This is a genomic window from Methylobacterium sp. D54C, from assembly GCF_053345595.1.
Genome location: NZ_JBKFAK010000001.1, coordinates 643885 through 665011, shown reverse-complemented (window position 1 = coordinate 665011; position 21127 = coordinate 643885). Strand labels below are relative to the sequence as shown.

Here is a 21127-nt window from a genome sequence, read left to right as displayed (position 1 = left end):
ATTATCCTCTTCGGAGCCGGAGTCAAATGCGGTTCGGTCGCGGCGGCCGACCTGCGTCATCCCGCCGGCGAAGCTTACAAGGGAGCGAGGGATCTGGACCATGCGCCTCACTCCGCGCTCGCCTGCTCGGAGAGCTTGGCTGTCGGGACCTGGGAGGCGACGGAGCCGCGGGGGACGACGCGGCTGCCGTCCTGAAGGCCGGCGGGCGGGTTGAGGACGACGGTCTCGCCGCTGTCGAGGCCGCTGCGCAGCTCGAGGCGCGTGCCGAGATCGCGCGCGATCGTGATCGGCCGGAGCCGGACGGTGTCGTCCGCCCCGACCACGGCCACGCGCGTCCCCTCCGCGTCGAAGATGAGCGCCTCGGACGGCACGATCACCCGCGGATGCGTGCGCGGCACCGCGAAAGTGACGGCGACGTAGAGGCCCGGCCGCAGGATTCCGTCGGGATTGGCGACGTCGACCTCCGTGTCCAGCGTCCGCACCGAGGATTGGAGAGCCACCGAGCTGCGCGAGACCGTGCCGTCGAAGGTCCGGTCCGCGATCTGCGCGACCTGGACCCGCGCCTTCACCCCGTCGCGGATACCCACGGCGGCCGATTGCGGCACCTGCACCGCGACCCGCAGGACATCGGTGCTGTCGACCGTGAAGAGCGGCGTCCCGGAGCCGGCATCGCCGTGGACGAGGTCGCCGACATCGACCTTGCGGGCGGTCACGATGCCGTCGAACGGCGCGACGACGCTCTCGAAGGTGGTCAGCGTGCGGAGCCGGTTGACGGTCGCCTGCTGGGCGGTGATGTTGGCTTCCGCGACCTTCACCTTCGCCTGCGCGGCGGCGAGGGTCGCGGTGGCGGTCAGCATCCCCGCGCGGGTCTGGTCGGCGTTCTGCTTCGAGGCCCAGCCTTGTCCGGCCAGGGTCGCGGTGCGGGTGTCGGTCACGTTCGCGAGCGTCACATTGGCCTTGGCCTGCTCCACATCCGCCTGCGCGACGGCGAGCTGCGCCTTGAACTGGCCGAGCTGGGCCTCGGCCTGCCGGGCCTGCTGGTCGAGGTCGGGCGCGGCGATCCGGACCAGCAGGTCGCCCTTCTTGACCCGCGACCCGATGTCGACCCGGCGCTCGGCGATGTAGCCGGTGGCGCGGGCGAAGATGTCGGCATGGTCGAAGGCCTCGGTCTGGCCCGGCAGGGTCAGCGTCATGGGCCCGTCATCCACCTGCGCCGGCCCGGTGCGGACCGTCGGAACGAAGTTCACGGCCTCGGCCTGCGTCACCAGGGAGGCCTGGTAGGTCTCCCAATGGTGCCAGGCGCCGAGCCCGAGGGCGCTGCCGAGCGCGAGGAACGCCACGAGGAACGGGCGCTTGCGCGGCGGCGGCGGCACCGCGTGGACGAGGGCCTCGCCGGCCCCGTCCTGCCGCAGCGGGTCGATCTCGACCGCGTGCTGGTGCGCCCGCGCGGCAGCCTCGGCGCCGCTCCCGGGGGCGTCGTTGAAACGGGTCATCAATAATCCTCGAGGGGCTTGATCGGGTTGCGGCGGAGCAGGGTGTAGAGAAGGGGGACGAAGAGCAGGGTCGAGACGGTGCCCATCCCGATCCCGCCCATCACCGCGCGGGCGAGGGCGGCGTTCTGCTCGGCGCCTTCGCCGGACCCGATCGCCATGGGGATCAGGCCCAGGAACATCGCGGAGGCGGTCATGAGCACCGGCCGGAGGCGGGTATGGCCGGCCATCAGGGCGGCCTCGCGGGCAGAGCAGCCGGTGGCCTCGCGGTGCTCCTTGGCGAAGGTGACGAGCAGGATCGAGTTCGCGCTCGCCACGCCGACCGACATGATCGCGCCGAACAGGGCGGGGATCGAGAACGCCGTGCTGGTGATGAACAGGCTCATCACGATGCCGCAGAAGGCCAGCGGCAGGGCGGCGATGACCACGAAGGGGTCGACCCACGTCTGGTAGTTCAGGACGAGCAGCAGGTAGACCGCCACCAGCGCGATCCCGAGCCCGAGCTCGATGCGCGAGAAGGCGCTCTCCATGCTCTCGATCTGGCCGCGGACGAGGATCTTGTCCGGGGCCGGGAGCTTGACCTGCTCCTCGGCGACGATCCGGTCCACGGCGTTTCGGACGCTGCCGAGATCCGCGTTCTGGACGTTGGCGAGGATGTCGAAGGTCGGCTGCTGGTTGACGTGGTTGATCACGGTCTGCTCCGGCTGCCGCTGCATCGTGGCGATGTTCGACAGCAGGATCGGGATGCCGGGCCTGTCACCCGCGTCCGTGTGCACCGAGACCGGCGTGTTCATCAGCTGTGTGATGTCGGCGTTGCGCCACTCCGGCGTCTGGACCCAGAGCTGGTACGGCATGCCGGACTTGGGATCGGCCCAGAAGTTCGGGCTGACCTGGAAGGAGCCGGAGAGCGAGACGTTCAGGTTCTGCGCGATGGACTGCTCGCTGACGCCCATCTCGGAGGCCAGCCTGCGGTCGACGTTCACGTACATCTGCGGGGCGTCGACGATCTGGTGCAGGTGGACGTCGACGGCACCGCGGACCGCCGCGATGCGGCGGACGAGGTCCTGCGCCACGGCGAGGTCCTCGGCATCGTGCCGCCCGGAGACCTGCACGTCGATCTGCGCGACGGTCCCGAAATTCAGGATCTGCGTGATGATGTCGGACGGCTGGAAGTAGAAGGTGTCGTCGGGGAAGGCCTGGTGCAGGACCTGGCGCAGCCGCTTCTCGTAGAACGAGATCGGCTTATGCTCACCCTTCAGGTTGATGAGCATCTGCCCGTCATTGTAGGCGACGAACGACGCATCCATGAAGGCGAAGTTGTAGTTCGAGGCGGGGAGGCCGATGTTGTCCAGGATGAGCCCCAGCTCGTCCTTCGGGACGACCTGCCGGACGACGTCCTCGACCTGCGCGAAGGTCTTCTCCGCCTGCTCGATCCGCTCGCCCGGACGCGTGCGGATATGCAGGGTCATCTGGCTGGATTCGATCTGCGGGAAGTAGTCCTGACCGACGAAGGGGAAGATCGCGGCCGTCACCGCGAACACGGCGAGCGCGCCGGACAGCGCGAGGGCCGGGTGGCCGAGCACCGCGGACAGGAGGCCGACATAGCCCGCGTGGAAGCGCGCGAACCCGCGCTCGAACGCGTTGCGGAAGGCGAGGGCGCCGCGCAGCGGATATTGAAGCAGCCAGGCGAGGGGCCGTGTCGGCGCGCGGAGAATCCGGCCGAGGACGGAGCGGCGGCGGGGTGGTGACGCCCCATCGACCTCGGCGGCCGGGCCGTGATGCCGGGCGTATTCCGGGGCGACCAGGACGTCGATGAGGATCGCCACCAGCGTCCGCGACAGGAGGTAGGAGGTCAGCATCGCGAAGACCACCGCCTCGGCCTGCGGGACGAAGAGGTAGCGGGGCGCGTCCGTGAGGAAGAAGACCGCCGAGAAGGCCGAGCAGATCGCCAGCGTGGAGATCAGGGCCGGCTTGGCGATGCCGGCCACGCCCTCGACCACCGAGCGCCGGAAGGAGAAGCCTTCCTCGAACATCCGGTAGGTGTTCTCGATCGCGACCGTCGCGTCGTCCACGAGGATGCCGACGGCCAGGGCGAGGCCGCCCAGGGTCATCACGTTGATGGTCTGGCCCAGAGCAACCAGGATCGACAGGGAGGTCAGGATGCAGAGCGGGATGGAGACCAGCACCACGATGGTCGAGCGCCAGGAGTTGAGGAACAGCAGGATGGCGAGACCGGTGAGCCCCGCCGCGATCACCGCCTCGCGCACCACGTCGGAGATGGCGTCCGAGACGAAGACCGACTGATCGAACAGCGGCGTGATGGTCATGCCCTTCGGCGCGGCCGCGTGGATGTCCGGCAGCGCGGCCTTGACGGCGTTCACGACGTCCAGGGTCGAGGCCGCGCCATTCTTGAGGACCTGCAACAGGACGGAGTGGTGGCCGTCGGCGCGGACGATGTTGATCTGGGGGGGCGAGCCGTCCCGGACATGGGCGACGTCGCGCAGCAGGACCGGCTGGTTGTTCTCGACCTTGATCGGAATGCGGTTGAGCTGATCGACCAGCTGCGGGCTCGAGTTCAGCCGCACCGTGTATTGCTGCGTCCCGATCTTCGCGAGGCCCGAGGGCACGACGAGGTTCTGCTTGAGGACCGCGTTCAGGACATCGAGCGGCGTCATGCCGATCGCGCGCAGCTTGCCGGGGTCGAGATCGACCATGACCTGACGCGGCGCGCCGCCGTAGGGGGAGGGCAGGGTCGAGCCCGGCACCTCGGCGAGCCGGCGGCGGGTCCGGTACTGCGCGTAGTCGAAGACCTTGGTGAGCGGCAGCTTCGAGGACGACAGCGCCATCTGAATGACGGGCACCGACGAGGCGGAGAAGCGCATGATGACGGGGGGCTGCACGCCCGGCGGCATGCGCGAGCGGATCGCGTTCATCGCCGAGTCGACCTGGGTCATCGCCAGATCGATGCTGACCGCGGAATCGAAGTAGATCCGCTCGGTCACCGTGCCCTGGATCGACGTCGACTCGATCCGGCGGATGTTGTTCACGTTGCTCGACAGCGAGAACTCGCTGTAGTTCGTGATGCGCTGGACCATGTCGGTCGCGTCGAGACCATTATAGGTCCACACCACCACCACCACCGGGATATCGACGGCGGGCAGCACGTCCTTGGGCGCGACGGTGATCGAGCCGAGCCCCGCGAGGAACATGAGGACGGCAAGAACATAGAAGCTCTTGCGAAACTTCAGAGCGAACCGGACGAGTTCCATGTGATCAGTCGGGTGTCCCGCCGTGACCCGGCTCCCATTCCCGCGGGATGCCCGCGTGGACTGGGAGCCGATCAAGCCTCGTGTGCGAAGAGAAGGCAGGGCGAATGCCCGGCACGCCGAAGTTATAGTCCTGGCAAAGACACTCTTCGAATGAATTCGGCACGACAAAATAAAGCGCGTTTAAGAAACTTAAAGCGGCAGCGGATCTCTAAAGTGCGTCGCGAATCCGATGCTTGCACTGTCTCCGTCCTAGGCCGCGGCCGGACGGGCGCGCATCGAATTTTAAAGAAAATTTCTCAAATCAATTCCGTTTTCACTGCTGAAAAGCCTATTTGATTGCAGTGCGCGGTCGGCTTGCGCCATCTTCCGAATGTCGAGATGGGCTGACCCGCCAACGTCGCTGAAGGCAGTGCGTCGCGGCCACGCGGTGATCCCGTCGGGCGGCTGTTCCGAAGCGCGCACGCGTTGTGGCGGGCCTGCTCGCAGAGACCGGCCGCTGACGCCCGCGGCGGTCTCGTCGGACACATCCAGGACATCCGGAGCGCGGCGTCCGCGCTGCCGATCTCGTGCGCGCGAGGAGGCGCGGGCCTATGACCAGACGATGTCTGCTGATCCTGGTCTCAGTGCTCTCACTGGCGCTGCAGACCGGCGTGGCGCTGTCCGAGAGCGAGATGCCGGCAGGAGGCGCCTTCATGAGCAGTTACACTTCGGATCCTTACTTCGACCCGCGGTCACGGTACTCGCAGGCTCACGCCACCGGAGACATCCGCGGACAGCCGATGCTCGTCGAACCGGGCGACGCCCCGCCGCCCTGCAAGCTCTTCGACACGGCCTGCGCGGCCGCCTTCGAGCGCTCACGCCCCCACGCGTATCGCTAGGGCCGGCGCCGACCGGGCGAGAGCGGAGCGCTCGCCCGTCTCGGTCCGAAAACGCGCCCTCTGCCGCGCGGAAATGGGGCATGTCAGTCCGGTGTCGGATCGTCCGCGATCCTGCGCCGCAAGTGCACCAACTTCCAGCCCGAGACCGCGCCGACATCCCGCCACCGGCGGCTCGGGCCGGTGGGGCTGCAGTCGACGATACCTGTGAATTCTTGAGCCAGGTTATATCGCAAGGCGTTTGCGCGCTCTATCCCGTTGAAAATTGCACGTTGACGGCGTGCGGGATGAGCAATGATTGAACAGGGCCCACGGATAGCGCGCGAATTCCATGTCGGCGTCGGCGGCGACCGCTGGGCCCTGATGCGCGACCTCCAGACCGGGCAGCCCTACGTCTCTCACTCCCCGGGCGATGACGCGCCGGAGGTCCAACTGGATCTCGGTTCGTTCCTCGTGCTGTTTACCGGAGAGGAGCGGGAGAAGCTGCTCCGCCTGATCGGGTCGCTGCTGCCGGACGAGGACGCGCGTGCGGATGCCGACGGCCGGGCCGGCCCGTCGCGTCCGCTGACCTTCGTCTCCCGGTGGCTTCCCAACCGGTAGGTCGAGACTTCGGTATTAGCCACCTCGACGCGAATTTTAGGCGCAATTGAGTTCAGTTCGTAAACCGGCCCTTGATCGGTCGCCGCTTATGCTCCGGCGCTCTAGCGCGGAGTACTTATGGACAACCAGCGCAACGCCCGACGCGTCTCCGTCAACCTGAGCGGATGCATCTCGGTGGCCGGCCATCCCGCCATCCCCTGCGTGGTGCACGACATGTCGCGGTGGGGTGTTCGCCTCCGGCTCGTCGGGACCGAGCGGGTGCCCCCCGCGTTCACGCTGACGATCGACGCCACCGACACGGTGATCGGCTGCGAGACGGTCTGGAAGAACGCCGACGAGATCGGGGCCCTGACCGACCTGATGGAGTGAGCGACGGCCGGGTCTGGCGCTCGCTTCAGATCGGCCCCGGATCGCCTGGCGATCGGGCACGATCGAGGAGCCGGCGTCCAGCGCGCCTCAACCGCGGGCGAGGGCCGCCTCGAATTCCTCGGCCGGGAGGTGCGCGCCGCCGGTCGTCCAGATCACGTGGGTGGCCGCGGCGCCGACCGCCGCGGGCAGCGTGGCGGCGAAGCGCCCGGCCGCCGCGAAGCCCGCCGCTGCCGAGGGCTCCAGGCGCAGGCCCGCCTCGGTCCACATCACTCTGAGCCAGCGGTACAGCGCGTCGTCGGGCACCGTGACCACGGCGGCCACCAGCTTCTCGAGCGTCCGGGCCACCAGCATCGACGCGGAGGCGCAGGCCAACCCGTCCGCCGCGGTGCGGTTGTCGAGGCCGACATCGTAGACGCTGACCGGGCGCTCGAGACCGGCCGCGAGCTGGACCAGCATGCACGGGGACGCGACCGGCTCGACGAAGACCGGGTGCACGGCGTCACCGAACACGAGCTTCAGACCGAAGGCGACGCCGCCCGGCGCGCCGCCCACGCCGCAGGGCAGATAGACGAACAGGGGATGCGCCGGCCCCACTGCGATCCCGGCCTCCGCGAGCTGGCGCTGAAGGTCGAGGGCCGCGGCCGCGTAGCCGAGAAACAGGTCGACGGAATCCTCGTCGTCGACGAAATGGGCGTCCGCGCGGCCGGCGAACGCGCCGCGGGCCGCCGCGACCGCCGCCCCGTAATCACCGCGATGCTCGACGACGCGGGCGCCGAGTTCGCGCAGGCGCTGCTTCTTCCACGCCTTGGCGTCGTGGGACATGTGGACCTCGACCGCGAAGCCGAGCGAGCGCCCCATCAGGCCGACGCTGAAGCCGAGATTGCCGGTGCTGCCGACCGCGATCACGTGGCGGGCGAACAGGGCGCGGAATTCCGGGTCGGCGAAGGCCGCGTAGGATCGCTCCTCGGTGAGCAGCCCGGCCCGCGCGGCCAGGTCCTCGGCATAGGCCAGGACCTCGTAGACGCCGCCGCGCGCCTTGATGCAGCCGGTCACCGGCAGCGCGTGGTCGGCCTTCACCAGCACGCGCCCGTCGGCGCCGTCCAGGACGTCACGGGACAGGCGCTCTTCCAGCGGGACGAGCGGCGAGTCGATCCGGCCGGCGCCCTCTTCGGGGAAGAGGCGCGCCAGGAGCGGCGCGAACCGCTGCCAGCGCGCCACGGCCGCGTCCACGTCGGCACGGCCGGTCGCGAGTCCGGGCAGGACGGACGCGGTGGCGTCCAGCGCCGGGTTCATCCAGACCGTGGGGCTGGCGCGCCTGACCGCCTCCGGGATCCGGTCGCCCGGCGGTTGAGTCTGCATCCCGTCGACGGCTGCCATGGCGCTCCCTATCCTGCCCGGTTTGTCCGCGCCGACCCTGCGCGAGCGGCGCTCATGCGGCCAATTATATTCTCTGGTGCGGTTTATTAGGCCCGCTTATGATCGGGCATGCCCGTGAGGCTCGACGCGCGCCTGGCCGGCGACCTGTTCTTCTTCCGCGTCCTGCTCGAGGCGGGCGGCTTCGCCCGTGCGGGCGACCGCCTCGCCGTCACGCAGAGCGCGGTCACGCAGCGGATCCAGCGGCTGGAGCGGCGCCTCGGTTACCCGCTACTCGAGCGGGGCACCCGCGAGATCCGGCTGACTGCCGCGGGTCATCACCTGTTCGCCGCGGCGCGGAGCGGCTTCGACGGGATGGGCGAGGCCCTGCTCCGAGGGGAACGGCGCGAGGGCCGGGCGACGCTGCGGATCAGTTGCGTCCCCTCCCTGGCCTCGGAATGGCTCGCGCCAAGGCTGAAAGCCTTCAGCGACACGCATCCCGACATCGACGTCGCCGTCTTCGGGGAGACCCACGACCTGGATCCGGGACGCATGGCGCAGTCCGGTATCGACGTCGCGATCCGCTACGGCCCGGCACCGCCTCCCGGTGCGACGGTCGTCTTCGACCATCCCGAGCCGGTCTACCCGGTCTGCGCCCCGGCCTACCGGGATGCGGCGGATCCCGGCGGGGCCGTCGTCCTGCTCCACGACGCGACGCCGTGGGAGGCGGCCGCGAGCGTCTCGGAGGAGTGGGATCGCTGGATACGCGTCCACGGGGCGCCCTGGGGCGGCCGCGTCCAGAATCTCTACTTCAACCTCGCGCAACTGGCGCTGCGCGCCTCGCTCGGCGGCTCGGGCATCGCCCTGGGGCGATCGCTGATCGTCGCGCCCTATCGCGCCGACGGGCGCCTCGTGCCGGCTTGCGACGAAGCTGTCATGAACGGGCTCCGGTACTTCGTTCTCGTGCGTGCCCTGCCACCCGCGGGGCCGGCGGCCGCCTTCGTGGACTGGCTCGGCCGGACGATGGCGGGTCCGCCGGGCTCGCCCGAGGCGCCGCGTCGGGACGGCGCGGCGGAATGCGGATAGGGCACCGTCCCGCGCGCGCCGCGCTCGGTGCCCCTCGGTTCGAACGCTCGATCTACCGCCGGGTGGGTCGATCCGTCGACAGCGCGGCTGCCAGATGGGCGACGAAGGCGTTCACCTTGGGACTGACCAAGCGCCGGGACGTGTGGAGCGCCCACAGCTCCGTCGGCGGCCCCTCCAGCCAGCCCCAGCAGGCGAGGCGTCCGGCCGCGACGTCGCCCCCGACCAGCGAGCGCGGGAGCAGCGCCGCGCCGGCGCCCGCCACCACGGCGTCGCGCAGCATCGGCAGCGAGGACAGGCGCAGGACCGGCACGGGCGCGTAGGACCGGCGCGTCCGGCCGTCATGGACCTGCCACGTCTCGTCCTGACGCGGCGTCCAGCGCACCGCCGCCGGCACGGTCGCCGCGTCGGTCGCGGCCGACGGTTCGGGACGCGGGACCTCGGGCGGCGCCACCAGCCAGAGCTCGTCCCGCAGGACACAGCGCCCGACGAGGCGCTCGTCCGGCTTCGGATTGACCCGGATGATCACGTCGAAACCCTCCTCGATCGGGTCGACGAACCGGTCCTCGGCGGAGATCTCCAGCTCGACCTCGGGATAGGCGCGGGTGAAGTCCGCGGCGACGCGGCCGAGCTGCGTGTCGGACAGGAGCAGCGGCGCACTCACCCGGAGCCGCCCACGGGGTCGGTCGAGGCCGCCACCGACGACGGCGCCGGCCTCCGCGATCTCGCTGAGCAGCGGCCCCGTCCGGGCGTGGAGGAGCGCCCCCGCCTCTGTCAGGCGGAGGCTGCGCTCGCCCCGCTCGATCAGCCGCGTCCCGAGGCTCGCCTCGAGCTCGGCGACGCGCCGCGACAGCGTCGCTTTCGGCCGCCCGCTCGCCCGGGCGGCGCGGCCGAAGCCGCCGTGGCCGGCGACGAGATTGAAGTCGGCGAGCGCCGCGAGGTCCATGTGCTGTTCCAGATCCGGGACACCCAGTCCCGATTTTGCCGACTATGGCTCAGAAAAGGAACGGCGCATCTTCGGGTCATCGGCGGCCCGCTCGGGGCCGCCCCGCATCCAGGAGATCCGCCATGACCATCCTCGTCACCGGTTCCACGGGCCGCATCGGCTCCGCCGTCATCGATCATCTCGTCGCCGAGGGGGCCGCCGTGCGCGCTCTGACCCGCTCGCCCGAGAAGGCGCGATTCCCCTCCGGCGTCGAGGCCGTCCGCGGCGATCCCGCCGACATCGACGCGATGCGCGCGGCGCTGGTCGGGGTCGACACCCTGTTCCTGCTCGTCGCCAACGCGCCGGACGAGCTGACCCAGGCGATCACGACGCTCAGCCTCGCCCGCGACGCGGGCGTGCGCGGCATCGTCTATCTCTCGGTCTTCAAGAGCGAGGCCTTCGTCGATGCCCCGCACTTCACCGGCAAGCACGCCGTCGAGCGGATGATCGCGGCCCTCGACCTGCCCGCCACGGTGCTGCGGCCCTCCTACTTCATGCAGAACGACCTCGCCCAGAAGGAGCCGCTCCTCGGGGCCGGCCTGTATGCCGTGCCCCTCGGGCAGGCCGGCGTCTCGATGGTCGACGTGCGCGATATCGCCGAGGCGGCGGCCAACGCGCTGCTGCGCCGCGAGCGCGCGGCCGACCGTCTTCCGGCCGAGACCTACGACGTCGTCGGCCCGGACGCCCTGACGGGCGACGCCCTGGCGGAGATCTGGTCCAGGGCCCTCGGGCGCGCGGTCCGCTACGGAGGCGACGATCTCGACGCGCTGGAGCAGCGGCTCCGGAGCTTCGCTCCCGCCTGGCTCGCCTATGACCTTCGGGTGATGATGCGCCGCTACCAGGAGGACGGCGCCGTGGCGGCCGAGGCCGAGGTTGCGGACTTCGCGAGGCTCCTCGGCCGCAGGCCGCGGAGCTACCGCGACTTCGCGGGCGAGGTCGCCCGCGACTGGCGGGGCGCCTGAGCGGGGAGGCCCCGCGGGTACGGTCTCGCAGGCACTGTCACGCGGGCACGGTCTCACGGGCCGGGAGGCGACGGCGCCTCCCGCCACCGCAGCGCGTCGATCAGGCTGCGCAGGGCGGGCGTGACCTGCCGGTCGGGGTAGTAGAGGTGGCAGCCGGGAAACGACGGACACCACGCGTCCAGCGCCTGGACGAGACGTCCCGCGGCCAGGTCGTCGGCCGCCTCGTCTTCCAGCATGTAGCCGAGCCCGGCACCGGCCCGGATCGCGGCGGCCGCGAGCCGGCCATCGTTCACGACGAGCTGGCCGGCCGCGCGCACCCGGATCTCGCGGCCGTCGCGGGCGAACTCCCAGGGCAGCAACCCGCCGCCGCCGACGAGCCGGTAGTTCACGCAGCGATGCGCTTCCAGGTCAGCCGGGCTCTCCGGGCGCGGGTGACGGGCGAAGTAGTCCGGGGTCGCGACGACCACCGTGCGCAGGTCGGGTCCGACCCGGACCGCCACCATGTCGCGCTCGACCGTCTCGCCGAAGCGGATCCCGGCGTCGAAGCCGGCGGCGACGATGTCGGTCAGGGGGTCGTCCACGATCACCTCAACCGAGACGGCTGGGTGATCGATCAGGAAGGCGGGCAGTCTGGGCTCGAGGATCGCCCGCGCGGCGTACGCGAAGGTCGTCAGCCGCAGCCGCCCCGACGGCGCGCCGCGCCACTCGGCCAGCGCGTCGAGCCCGCGCGCGACGTCCTCGAGCGCGGGGCCGACCGACCGCAGCAGCCGCTCGCCGGCCGGAGTGAGCGCGACGCTGCGGGTGGTGCGGGCCAGCAGGCGCACGCCGTGACGCGCCTCCAGAGCCCGCATCGTGTGGCTGAGCGCGGAGGGCGACAGCCCCATCTCCGCGGCCGCCCGCGTGAAGCTGCGATGGCGCGCCACCGCCGCGAAAGCCGCCAGATCGTCGAGGGTGCCGCGCCGCATTCCTGAATTCTGCTCACAGACGCATGCGGAATACCACGGCTAATCCCGATCCCCACGCCGGACTACGTCCAAGCCCTCAACAGTGAGGTGCGGCGATGGATCTGAGGCACTATCGAACCCTGGGACGCTCGGGTCTGGCCGTGAGCCCCCTGGCGCTCGGGACCATGACCTTCGGCGCCGCCCGCTGGGGCAGCGACGCGACGGTCTCGGCGGCCATCTTCGACCGTTACGTCGAAGCGGGCGGCAACTTCCTCGATACGGCCGACGTCTACGCGGGCGGCGCGAGCGAGACGATGCTCGGCGACCTGATCGCGGCGCGCGGTCTGCGCGACCGCCTGGTCGTCGCGACGAAGTCCGGCTTTCCGCGCGCGCAGGGGACGCCGCTCGCCGGAGGCAACAGCGCGCGGAACATCCGCTCCGGTCTCGAGAGCTCCCTGCGCCGTCTCAGGACCGGCTGGATCGACCTGTACTGGACCCATGTCTGGGACCGGACCACGCCGCCGGAGGAAGTCCTCCGGGCGCTGACCGACGCCGTCGCGCGCGGCGACATCCTGTATTACGGATTCTCGAACGCGCCCGCTTGGTACGCCGCGCAGATCGCCGCGCTGGCCCGTGCCCACGGCCTCCCGGAACCCATCGGCCTGCAATACGCCTACTCGCTGCTCGACCGGGGCGTGGAACTCGACGTGCTGCCCGCGGGCCGCGCCCTCGGGCTCGGGCTGGTGCCCTGGAGCCCGCTGGCGGCCGGCCTGCTGACCGGCAAGTACGGGCGCGAGAAGCTCGCTCTGGCCGGTCCGGCAGGCTCGCTCCCGGACCGGGCCGGCGACGCGGCCGAGGGCGGCAGCGACGGCCGGCTCAACGGCGACAATCCCTTCGGCGGCATGCTGTTCACCGAGGCGAACTTCGCGGTGGTGGACGTGCTGCGGGCGGTCGCCGCGGACGTCGGCCGACCGATGGCGCAGGTGGCGCTGGCCTGGGTCGCGCGGCGCCCCGGCATCGCCTCAGTCCTGGTCGGGGCGAGCCGCCCGGAGCAGCTGGCGCAGAACATTGCCGCCCTCGAGGTCGTCCTGACGCCCGAGCAGCAGTCCCGCCTGGATGAGGCCGGGGCTCCGCCGCAACTCAATCCCTACTTCATCTTCGAGCTGCCGACTTCGCGCATCTTCGGCGGTGAACGGGTCGAGGCGTGGTAGACCCGCGTCCGCGATCGGCTCGGGGGATCGAGACCGGGCCTGCCGGTGATCCCCGTCACTCCGAACGCGCCACCTGCGTGCGGAACAGCGTCGCGAGGGTCCGCAACGTCCTGTTGTGCGGCTCGGCCAGGGACACCGTGTAGGCGCCCGGATCGATATTCGGGACGGAGGCGGTGATGCGCACCGTCCGCTCGTCGATCTTGAGGACGGGCGCCCGCCACGTCTGACCGTTGGTGCCGCGGAACACCGCCAGCGTGTCCTTGCCGAGCCGGGGCGCGGTCCCGGGGAACGCGACTTCCGCGGCCCAGAGCTGCCCCGGCGACACGCGGAGCGCGTCGCCGGCATCCGGCAGGCTGTGGTGCAGATCCGGGACGTGCGGCGGGCCGCTGACGAGATGGCGCGGCTCCGGAACGAAGCGCGCCGGCGGCTCGGTGTCGGGGGCGATGAAGATCGAGGCGACGTCTTCGAGGATGCGCAGGCTACCGTCGGCGATCTGGACGATCGCGAGCGCGTAGCGTCCGAAGGACATCCCCGCGACGTCGATCTGGCCGGTGAAGCCGGACGTCGCGGCGGCGGGTTCACCGTACCACTTGGCCACGTCCGGACGGAGATCGCTCTGCAGGGCGACCCACGATGTCCCGGTGCGACCCGTCAGCCGCAGGTAGATCGCCTTCGGCGCCGGCCCCGAGACGTGCAGCCAGCCGCGCAGGAACACGGAGGCCCGCGCGACGACCGACGAGAGATCCAGGCTCCGGTTCAGGCGCTCGTCCGTGCGCAGCACGTCGAGGCTCCAGCCGCACTCGCTGCGCCGGACCGGCCTCAGCGTCAGGCGACGGAACGCGTCGGGCAGCTCCGGCACCGGGCGCGCGCGCGCCGCCGCCATCACGGTGGGCGACGCCTCCGGCGCGCGGGCCGCCTCGTCCCAAGCGATCGCCGCGCTGGTCCAGGAGGCGGCGTTCGTCCGGTATCCCAGGGTCTCGAGCCGCAGGTCGAAACCATGGCGCAGGTGGCTGGGAACGCGTCCGTGGCGCAGCGGCCGCGCCCCGATCAGGCGCTCGTAGAGGGCGCGGACCGACCCGAGGTGGCCGTCGGTGTCGGGGAAGGATTTCCGGCCGATGGAGGCCTGCATCCGGGCGAGGCGGGCGCGATCGTAGTGCAGCGCGATGAGGCGCGCGCGGACGGCACCGGCATCGTCCGGCGGGACCTTGAACCCGTCGATCCCGTCCTCGACGCGCTCGGCCAGGGCCCCGATATCGGCGACGATCGGGACCAGGCCCGCCTGCCACGCCTCCGTCAGCGCGATGACGAACGTCTCGGGCCAGGTCGAGAGGTGCAGCGAGACATCGCAGCCGGCCAGCAGGCCGCCGATCGCGTGCTGCTCGTAGGCGCCCGTCACGGTGACCTGATCCGGTCCGAAGCCCGCGACCGCCTCGCGGTACGGGTCGTCGATGCGGCCGATCACCTTGAAATGGATGGGATAGGCCTCGCAGCTCCGGATCAGGTTGATCGCCTGCTGGCCGCCCTTGTGGGCCGCGAGATTGCCCAGGATCGCCACGGTCAGCCGATCGCCGTCGCGCCTGCGCTTGGATACCGGCCGCGCCCCGGCCGGCGCGGTGTTCGGCGCCACCATCGGGATCTCGACGATCCGGTCGGCGGGGATGCCGGGGAAGTAGCGCCGGAGGTACCCCGCCGTGGCGGGCGTGCTCGTGACGAAGGCGTCGATCGCGTCGGTCACCAGGGTCATCATGCCGTCGCGGCGCGCCTTGGAGCCGGGCGGATACTGGTTTCCCGAGACCAGGCAGGCGTCGCACTGGTCCGCCCCGCGATTGACGACGTCGCAGAACCGGCCGGTGTGATCGAGCAGCAGCCAGCGCTCGCAGATCAGGAAATGGTCGTGCAGGTGGTAGACGGTGGGTATGCCGCAGGCCCGCGCGATCAGCGGCAGCGACAGCGGGACGTGCATCAGGTGATGGATGTGGACGAGGTCGACCTGATGCTCGAACAGGAGCCTCTGGAAGATCCCCTCCACGAACGGGTCCGTCGAGAGCGGCGGCGTGACGGGACCGCAGGCGAAGCTCTCCGCGATCCCGGGGCCCTCGAGCCGGAGCGACCAGCGCCCGTCGCCGAAGACGGGGAAGAGGAACAGGACGCGGTACGGCTCGCCGAGCTCGGTCAGCAGTTCCTGATAGACCTCCACGCCGCCGCCGGGACGATGCCCCATCCGGTTGTGGGTGAGCATCAGGACCGTGCGGGGCGCTGACGAGGCGAGGGGCGGCCGGCGCGTCTGCGTCCGGCGCCGGTCGATCACCGCGTCCAGGATCGTCGCCACGCGATGGTCGTAGAGGTGTTCGGCGCGGGTCCGCGCCTGCGCGGCGCGCGCGCGCGCGATGCGGGCCTCCGGTTCGGTCAGGCCCGTCAGGATCGCCTCGACCGCACCGGCCTCGTCGTCGCAGAGCGCGATCTCGGCGTCCGGCGTGTAGTAGGCGGCCGTCTCCGGCTCGGGCGACACCACGACCTGGTAGCCGCCGGCCAGCGCCGTCTCGAACAGCCGCGGCGGCGGCGTCGAACCGGTCGCCTGATCGGCGCGCGCCGCCGAGAAGATCCGGGGCAGGGTGAGCACGACGCGACTGCGGTTCGCCAGGAGGGCGAAGTCGCGGTTCCCGCAGCGCCAGTCCGTGACGAGCGCCTCGTCCTCCAGCTCCGGCGGACCGATATGCGCGTTCCACGGCAGCGCCAGCTTGAACTTCACGTCCCGCGGCAGCTTGGCCGAGAGCGCGTTCAGGGTCGCGACCCTGTTCGGCCACGCCGTTCCGATGAAGAGCAGATCGTAGCGGTAGCGCGCGTCGTCCTCGAGCACCGGGAGATCGTGGAAGAGCGACGAGGCGCCGAGGGCGAGGTGGTGCGCCCGGCCCCCGTAGGCCGGGACCGTGGCAAGGTCGTTCGTGAAGACCAGATCGAAGGCCCCCGACCCGCGCACGTTCGCCTCGCGCTCGTACGGATCCTCCGTGGTCCAGAGCACGCTGGTCCGGGCGAGCCCCGCGAGCCGACCGACCAGGGGCGCGTGCGCCCGCGCGCCGCCGAAAGCGATCAGCGTGTCGAGACCCTGCTCGACGAAGGTGGCCAGGGCATCGCCGTGCCCGCCGACATGGACCCGGCCGACCGCGGGATGCCGGCGCAGCGCGTCCGCGATGGCGAGCACGAGGTAGCGGTTGTGGGTCTGCGGCTCGGTGTCGAGCAGCAGGATCGACAGGTCGGACATGCGCGGTCTCGTCCGTCTCAGCGGCGGCGTGATCAGGCCGGGACCGTCAGGCGGCTCAGATCGAGCAGGCGCGCCGCGCGATGCCGGTAGGTGTGCTCGCGGAGCGCCCGCGCCTGCGCCCGGCGCGCGATCGCCTCGATCGCGGCGGGCTCGTCGAGCGACCGCTCGATGGCGCGCGCGATATCGGCCGCGCCGTCCACCAGCAGGATCTCCGTGTCCGGCTCGAAATGCGCGCAGATTTCCAGGCCGGTGACGAAGAACAGCTGCGCCGAGCCCGACAGGGCGACCTCGAAGGTGCGCGGTCCCGGCGTCGCCTGCGGGAGCGACAGCCGGCGATTGGCCACGTCGAGGTCGCGGCCGATGTTGAGCGTCAGCCGCGCCGCCGCGGCGTAGTCGGCCATCTGCGCCGGCGTGAGGCGGCGGTTCACCGCGCATCGGAGCGTGTCCGGCCACTCGGCGCCCAGGATCTCCACGACGTGCCGGCACAGGAGATCGTCGATCCGGCGCATCAGTGCGACGCGGTTCGGGTAGGCGACGCCGCAGAAGAACAGGACTGTCTCCCGCTCCGCCACCGGGGCGATCGGCCGGAAATGCCGGTCGGGCGCCGCGGCCAGCGGCAGGTGGTGGACGTCGGGGTGCCGGTAGTGCTGCGCCGCCCAGGAATCGTTGCTCACGACGATGTCGGCGTAGAGTTCCGCTTTGAAGGCGTAGTCGAACTCGTACGGGTCGTCCGTCAGCCAGAAGATCAGGACGGCACCCACGGCGTCCGCGGCGCGCCGAAGCGCGCGCAGATCCGCCAAGTCAGGCACGAGACTTCCGACCGCGATCACGACATCCGGCCGGGTCGCCCGGACCGCCCCGACCGCCAGTTCCAGAGGGGTGTGTCTGACGCGCTCGGCGCCGAGCAGTTCGGCGAAGCCCTCGGCCAGATCGCTCCGGATCCCGGGATTCCTGTTGAGCGCATCGGGGAAGGTGCTCGTGACCAGGACGTGCGGCCCGGCCAACGAGATCGCGCTGACGAAATTCATCCCTCGTGACCTCGGCGAGACGGGCCAGTTTTAATTGCAGGTTAATGCCAATTGTAAGTAGACACGCAACTGTCGCATGTCCATTTCGTCGATTAATTTCCCCCAACCACTTGGCGATTGGGTAATTTCGGGCAATTCAATGTTGGCAATCAGGAAGTATGGCACGGGATGAAGTGGCAACAGGCGCGCCGCATCCGCCGCGCGAGCCCTGCGCCGAGGTGTTGCGCCCCTTCCTGCCGTGGTTGACCGGCACGCTCCTGCTGCTGGGCCCGAAGCCCGACGCGGGGAGCCGCGCGCGCTGGGCTTCCGACGGCACCCTCGTCACCACGGCGGATGGCGCCGACCTGCCGGCTTCCACGCTCTTCGATGGCGTCGTGCTGACGGGGCTGCTGTCCTGTCGCGACGACGGGGGCCGGGACGCGCTCGACGCGACGATCGCCTGGGCCCAGGAACGGCTGCGGCCCGGCGGCCGGCTGATCCTCGTCATCGACAACGCCCTCTCGCTCCACGGACTCGCTGCGGGCTCCGAGACGGTGGGGCAGCGCGGCTTCCCGAGCCTCGAGGGACGCCTCAGGTCGGACGGCCTCCGGCTGCCCACGCGGGAAGGCCTTAAACGGTCCCTGCAGGCCCGCGGCCTGGCCTATCAGGAATGGTGGTTCCCGTTCCCGGGGCGGGAGGAGCCCGTGAGCTTCATCGCCGAGCGGAGCCTCGATCGGCCGGGCGGGTTCGATCCCGGAATGCTCGCCATCGGCGCGGCCGGGCCGGATCCGGCAGCCCGCGCGGGCGCGCTGTTCTCGCCGCGGCGCGCCTGGGCGACGGTGGCGGATCAGGGGCTCATCGGCGATCTGGCGCCCGCCTTCGTGATCGCGGCATCGGCGGAGCCGCTGCCGCCGGACGACCGGCTGGCGATCCACGCGGGTTTGCGCCGCCGGCCGGAATTCGAGCGGCTGGTGACCTTCGCGGAGGCCGGGTCGCAGATCGCGGTGCGCCGCGCCCGCGCGTATCCCGACCTTCCCGCCGCGGTTCGAGGCGTCACGAACCTGTTGCCGTCGGAGACCTACGTGCCGGGCTCCCTCTGGTCTGAAGTTCTCGAGGCGCGGCTGGCGCGGGAAGGCTGGTGCCCGGACGCCGTCGCCGCCTGGGCCGGAACGTGGCTTCAAGCCGTCTCGCGCCGCTTCGCGGCGGGAGCGCCGCTCGAGACCCAGACGATCCTCCCGGGACCGGCCCTCGACGCCATCCCGAAGAATCTCGTCTCGGGCGCCGACGGCACGTTCATAGACCTGGAATGGGAGCTCGGGGTCCCTCTGGACGCTGGCCACCTCGCCGTGCGGGGCCTCGTCAACGCGCTGACCGATGCGCGAGACTGGCGTCCCGGCGGGCCGTCCACGCTGACCCTTCTGGACGCCCTGCGCGCCCTGCTGCCGCGGCTCGGGCTGGCTCTGGACGATGCGCAGCTCGCCGACCGGCTGGGCCGGGAAAGCCGTTTCCAGGCGATCGTCAGCGACCGGGTGACGGAGCGCGGCCTGGACTGGGCGGCGGCGACGCACCTGCCGGTCGGCGAAGAGACCCGGATCGACGCGGATCCGCGCGCGGCGCTCGCGGAGGCCTCCGCGGAGATTGCGCGGCTGCTCGAGGAGAACGCGGCCCTGCGCGCCGCGCGCGCCGCCGACGCCGCCGCGCACGAGGCCGCCGCGCGCGAGAGCGTCCGCCGCACCGACCGCGTGATCGCCTACGCGGCCGAGATGCACCGCGCGCGCGACCACCTTCAGGACACCCTCGACGCCCGCCGCGCTTCGGCCGGCGACGGCAGCCGCCTGTCCCTACGCCTCCTGCGTCTCATCAGAGGAACCCCGTGATGCGGCTGCTCGTCGCCTGTGACCACCTGGCGCTGACGGGCGGCCTGCTCCGGTTCGAGCGGGTCGGACGGGTGCTCGCGCGTCGCGGTCACGCGTTCGCGTACCTGACCCTGGGCACCGGCGAGGACGGGTTCGAGACGCGGCTGCCCGTCCTGCACCGCGAGGAAGCCGCGCGCGAGCGCTGGGACGCCGTCATGGTGCCCGGCGGCGGATTCCCGGATGCCACGATCGAGGGATTCGCGGACCTCCGGGCCCCGAACTTCGGCGCCCGGATCCAGCACCTCCTCAACGCGCCGGTGCGGCGCGACGCCTACGCCCGCGTCACGCGGACCCTCGCGCCCGACCTCGTCGTGGCGAACAACGACCACTGGGACGACGCCGCCCTCCAGGCCCTCGGCCTGCCGTGGCGGCGCCTCGTCGGTGCGGTCGATACCGGGCTGTTCGCGCCGCCCGTCTCACCGCCCGCGCGCGGCGCCCGGCGCCGGCTCGGCGGCATCGCCAACAAGCGCCCCACCGCGCAGCTCGCGGCACTCGACAGGCTCGGCGACGCGTGGGCCCTGCACTGGTTCGGACGGCCGGACTGGGGGCTGGTGGGCGCGCGCGCCGATCTGGTGGCGTCGGGCCGCCTCGTCGTGCACGGGCCGCTGCCCGAGTCCGACCTGCCCGCGTGGTATCACGGGCTCGACGCGTTCTGCAGCGCGGAGGCGCATGCCGGCTGGTGCAACCCGGCCGCGGAAGCGATGGCCTGCGGCACGCCGCTCGTCGCGACCGTGCACGGCACGCTGGCTTTCGCCGAGGACGGCGTCACGGCCCTGGTGGTGCCGGACAGTCCGGACGCGGCGCTGGGCGCGGCCATCGCGGAGGCCGTGGACAGGATCGCGACCGATCCGGCCGGTGCCGCGTCCCGGGCCGAGGCGGGACGGGCGCGGATCCGGGCGCTCGACTGGGACACCTACGCGGACGGCCTGCTCGCCGTCGTCGCGGAGGCGATCGCGCTGCGGGCGGGCCGGACCGATGCGGCGCGCCCGTCCGGCCCGCCGCGCGAGACCGCGCTGCGCCTCGCCGACCTCGCGAGCCGGGACGGGCCCCTGCCGGAGGATTTCGACGCCCTCGGCTATATCCGGCTGCACGCCGACCTCGCGGCGCTGTTCGAGCACGCGTGGCAGGGGCAGCTGCACTACCTCGAGCACGGCCGTCGCGAGGGCCGCATCTACCCCTCGAACCTGACGCGGGCCCAGCAGAAGGCCGCCCAGGCCTCGCGGATCGCGCTCGCGGTCGACGGGCTCGACGGCTCCGGCAAGTCGAGTATCGCGCGGCACGTCGCCGAGGCGCTCGGCGCGACGGTGCTCAACCCGTTCAGCGGTCAGGTCGGCGCGATCCTGGTCCACCTCGCCCGGACGGGGCAGCACGTGCTGGCCGACGACGTGGCGCACGCGGCCGTGGCGGCGGCGATCGCCAACGCCCCGCCGGGACCGGTCGTGTTCGACCGGCACTGGTTCACCGCCTCGCAGCTCCTCTCGCCGGCCTTCCGTCCGGGTTGGGAGCCGCGTCCGTTCACCGTCATGTGCTGGGCCGACCGTCCCACCACCATCGCCCGCATGGTCGCGCGCGGCGTCCCGAACCCGTCGGAGCACATGACCGAGGCCCGGATCGCCGGCTATCGCACGCTCGCGGAGGAGCTGCGGGTGCCGCTCCTCGACACGTCCCGCATCGCGCCGGAGGAGGGGGCCGCGCAGGTGCTGGCGATGCTGGGCGAGAGCGGCGACACGGCGCGGCGCGCGTGATCGCCGCCTCGCGGCGCGGCCTGTATGGTCGCGTCTCGGAATCGGGTGGCCACACCGGC

General features: G+C 71.5%; 15 protein-coding genes. 8 read left to right on the top strand and 7 right to left on the bottom strand.

The window, feature by feature from the left end:
* Positions 1 to 107 precede the first annotated feature (107 nt).
* Both ACLBYB_RS03340 and ACLBYB_RS03335 read right to left on the bottom strand, forming a co-directional pair.
* Positions 108 to 1493, bottom strand: a complete 1386-nt coding sequence (locus ACLBYB_RS03340; RefSeq protein ID WP_447697845.1) for an efflux RND transporter periplasmic adaptor subunit — start codon at positions 1491 to 1493, stop codon at positions 108 to 110.
* Positions 1493 to 4759, bottom strand: a complete 3267-nt coding sequence (locus ACLBYB_RS03335; protein ID WP_447697844.1) for an efflux RND transporter permease subunit — start codon at positions 4757 to 4759, stop codon at positions 1493 to 1495. The genes ACLBYB_RS03340 and ACLBYB_RS03335 overlap by 1 nt, the downstream gene beginning before the upstream one ends.
* Before the next feature lie 590 nt (positions 4760 to 5349).
* Here ACLBYB_RS03335 and ACLBYB_RS03330 point away from each other — a divergent pair.
* The 3 genes from ACLBYB_RS03330 (at position 5350) to ACLBYB_RS03320 (ending at position 6603) form a co-directional block, all read left to right on the top strand.
* On the top strand, positions 5350 to 5637 hold the full coding sequence (locus tag ACLBYB_RS03330) for a hypothetical protein (protein WP_100251003.1): 288 nt from the start codon (positions 5350 to 5352) through the stop codon (positions 5635 to 5637).
* Positions 5638 to 5928: 291 nt separating this feature from the next.
* Complete coding sequence (locus ACLBYB_RS03325) at positions 5929 to 6234, top strand: hypothetical protein (protein ID WP_447697843.1); 306 nt, start codon at positions 5929 to 5931, stop codon at positions 6232 to 6234.
* Positions 6235 to 6351: 117 nt separating this feature from the next.
* The gene (locus tag ACLBYB_RS03320; protein ID WP_020091601.1) at positions 6352 to 6603 is read left to right on the top strand and encodes a PilZ domain-containing protein; all 252 of its coding nucleotides are present in this window, start codon (positions 6352 to 6354) and stop codon (positions 6601 to 6603) included.
* A gap of 87 nt (positions 6604 to 6690) precedes the next feature.
* Here ACLBYB_RS03320 and ACLBYB_RS03315 read toward each other — a convergent pair whose 3' ends face one another.
* On the bottom strand, positions 6691 to 7980 hold the full coding sequence (locus ACLBYB_RS03315) for a D-serine ammonia-lyase (protein ID WP_447697842.1): 1290 nt from the start codon (positions 7978 to 7980) through the stop codon (positions 6691 to 6693).
* Positions 7981 to 8088: 108 nt separating this feature from the next.
* Here ACLBYB_RS03315 and ACLBYB_RS03310 point away from each other — a divergent pair, with 108 nt between their 5' ends.
* Positions 8089 to 9042 (top strand): LysR substrate-binding domain-containing protein, encoded by a 954-nt coding sequence (locus ACLBYB_RS03310; protein ID WP_447697841.1) that lies wholly within the window; start codon positions 8089 to 8091, stop codon positions 9040 to 9042.
* Positions 9043 to 9094: 52 nt separating this feature from the next.
* Here the strand turns inward: ACLBYB_RS03310 and ACLBYB_RS03305 are convergent, their stop codons facing one another.
* On the bottom strand, positions 9095 to 9985 hold the full coding sequence (locus ACLBYB_RS03305; RefSeq protein WP_100251007.1) for a LysR family transcriptional regulator: 891 nt from the start codon (positions 9983 to 9985) through the stop codon (positions 9095 to 9097).
* Between the two features lie 122 nt (positions 9986 to 10107).
* Between ACLBYB_RS03305 and ACLBYB_RS03300 the strand changes: the two genes are divergently transcribed.
* Entirely contained in the window at positions 10108 to 10986 is an 879-nt protein-coding gene (locus tag ACLBYB_RS03300) for an SDR family oxidoreductase (protein WP_447697840.1), read from the top strand.
* Positions 10987 to 11039: 53 nt separating this feature from the next.
* On the opposite strand, the gene ACLBYB_RS03295 is transcribed toward ACLBYB_RS03300, so the two are convergent.
* Positions 11040 to 11951, bottom strand: coding sequence for a LysR family transcriptional regulator (locus ACLBYB_RS03295; RefSeq protein ID WP_447697839.1), 912 nt, complete (start codon positions 11949 to 11951; stop codon positions 11040 to 11042).
* Positions 11952 to 12046: 95 nt separating this feature from the next.
* Between ACLBYB_RS03295 and ACLBYB_RS03290 the strand changes: the two genes are divergently transcribed.
* Positions 12047 to 13141 (top strand): aldo/keto reductase, encoded by a 1095-nt coding sequence (locus ACLBYB_RS03290; RefSeq protein WP_447697838.1) that lies wholly within the window; start codon positions 12047 to 12049, stop codon positions 13139 to 13141.
* Positions 13142 to 13196: 55 nt separating this feature from the next.
* Here ACLBYB_RS03290 and ACLBYB_RS03285 read toward each other — a convergent pair whose 3' ends face one another.
* Entirely contained in the window at positions 13197 to 16400 is a 3204-nt protein-coding gene (locus ACLBYB_RS03285) for a glycosyltransferase family protein (protein WP_447697837.1), read from the bottom strand.
* 32 nt (positions 16401 to 16432) lie between these two features.
* Positions 16433 to 17428 (bottom strand): glycosyltransferase family protein, encoded by a 996-nt coding sequence (locus tag ACLBYB_RS03280; RefSeq protein ID WP_091677734.1) that lies wholly within the window; start codon positions 17426 to 17428, stop codon positions 16433 to 16435.
* A 218-nt stretch (positions 17429 to 17646) separates the two neighbouring features.
* On the opposite strand from ACLBYB_RS03280, the gene ACLBYB_RS03275 reads away from it, so the two are divergent.
* Together ACLBYB_RS03275 and ACLBYB_RS03270 are read left to right on the top strand one after the other, a co-directional pair.
* Positions 17647 to 19284 (top strand): hypothetical protein, encoded by a 1638-nt coding sequence (locus tag ACLBYB_RS03275; protein WP_447697836.1) that lies wholly within the window; start codon positions 17647 to 17649, stop codon positions 19282 to 19284.
* Positions 19284 to 21068: a glycosyltransferase gene (locus ACLBYB_RS03270; RefSeq protein ID WP_447697835.1), complete on the top strand. Its 1785-nt coding sequence runs from the start codon at positions 19284 to 19286 to the stop codon at positions 21066 to 21068. The genes ACLBYB_RS03275 and ACLBYB_RS03270 overlap by 1 nt, the downstream gene beginning before the upstream one ends.
* The last annotated feature ends 59 nt before the right edge of the window (positions 21069 to 21127 follow it).

Bases quoted from the DNA above. Each gene is read 5' to 3' on its own strand.
- ACLBYB_RS03340 (WP_447697845.1), bottom strand. From the start codon at position 1,493: ATGACCCGTTTCAACGACGCCCCCGGGAGCGGCGCCGAGGCTGCCGCG.
- ACLBYB_RS03335 (WP_447697844.1), bottom strand. From the start codon at position 4,759: ATGGAACTCGTCCGGTTCGCTCTGAAGTTTCGCAAGAGCTTCTATGTT.
- ACLBYB_RS03330 (WP_100251003.1), top strand. From the start codon at position 5,350: ATGACCAGACGATGTCTGCTGATCCTGGTCTCAGTGCTCTCACTGGCG.
- ACLBYB_RS03325 (WP_447697843.1), top strand. From the start codon at position 5,929: ATGATTGAACAGGGCCCACGGATAGCGCGCGAATTCCATGTCGGCGTC.
- ACLBYB_RS03320 (WP_020091601.1), top strand. From the start codon at position 6,352: ATGGACAACCAGCGCAACGCCCGACGCGTCTCCGTCAACCTGAGCGGA.
- ACLBYB_RS03315 (WP_447697842.1), bottom strand. From the start codon at position 7,980: ATGGCAGCCGTCGACGGGATGCAGACTCAACCGCCGGGCGACCGGATC.
- ACLBYB_RS03310 (WP_447697841.1), top strand. From the start codon at position 8,089: ATGCCCGTGAGGCTCGACGCGCGCCTGGCCGGCGACCTGTTCTTCTTC.
- ACLBYB_RS03305 (WP_100251007.1), bottom strand. From the start codon at position 9,985: ATGGACCTCGCGGCGCTCGCCGACTTCAATCTCGTCGCCGGCCACGGC.
- ACLBYB_RS03300 (WP_447697840.1), top strand. From the start codon at position 10,108: ATGACCATCCTCGTCACCGGTTCCACGGGCCGCATCGGCTCCGCCGTC.
- ACLBYB_RS03295 (WP_447697839.1), bottom strand. From the start codon at position 11,951: ATGCGGCGCGGCACCCTCGACGATCTGGCGGCTTTCGCGGCGGTGGCG.
- ACLBYB_RS03290 (WP_447697838.1), top strand. From the start codon at position 12,047: ATGGATCTGAGGCACTATCGAACCCTGGGACGCTCGGGTCTGGCCGTG.
- ACLBYB_RS03285 (WP_447697837.1), bottom strand. From the start codon at position 16,400: ATGTCCGACCTGTCGATCCTGCTGCTCGACACCGAGCCGCAGACCCAC.
- ACLBYB_RS03280 (WP_091677734.1), bottom strand. From the start codon at position 17,428: ATGAATTTCGTCAGCGCGATCTCGTTGGCCGGGCCGCACGTCCTGGTC.
- ACLBYB_RS03270 (WP_447697835.1), top strand. From the start codon at position 19,284: ATGCGGCTGCTCGTCGCCTGTGACCACCTGGCGCTGACGGGCGGCCTG.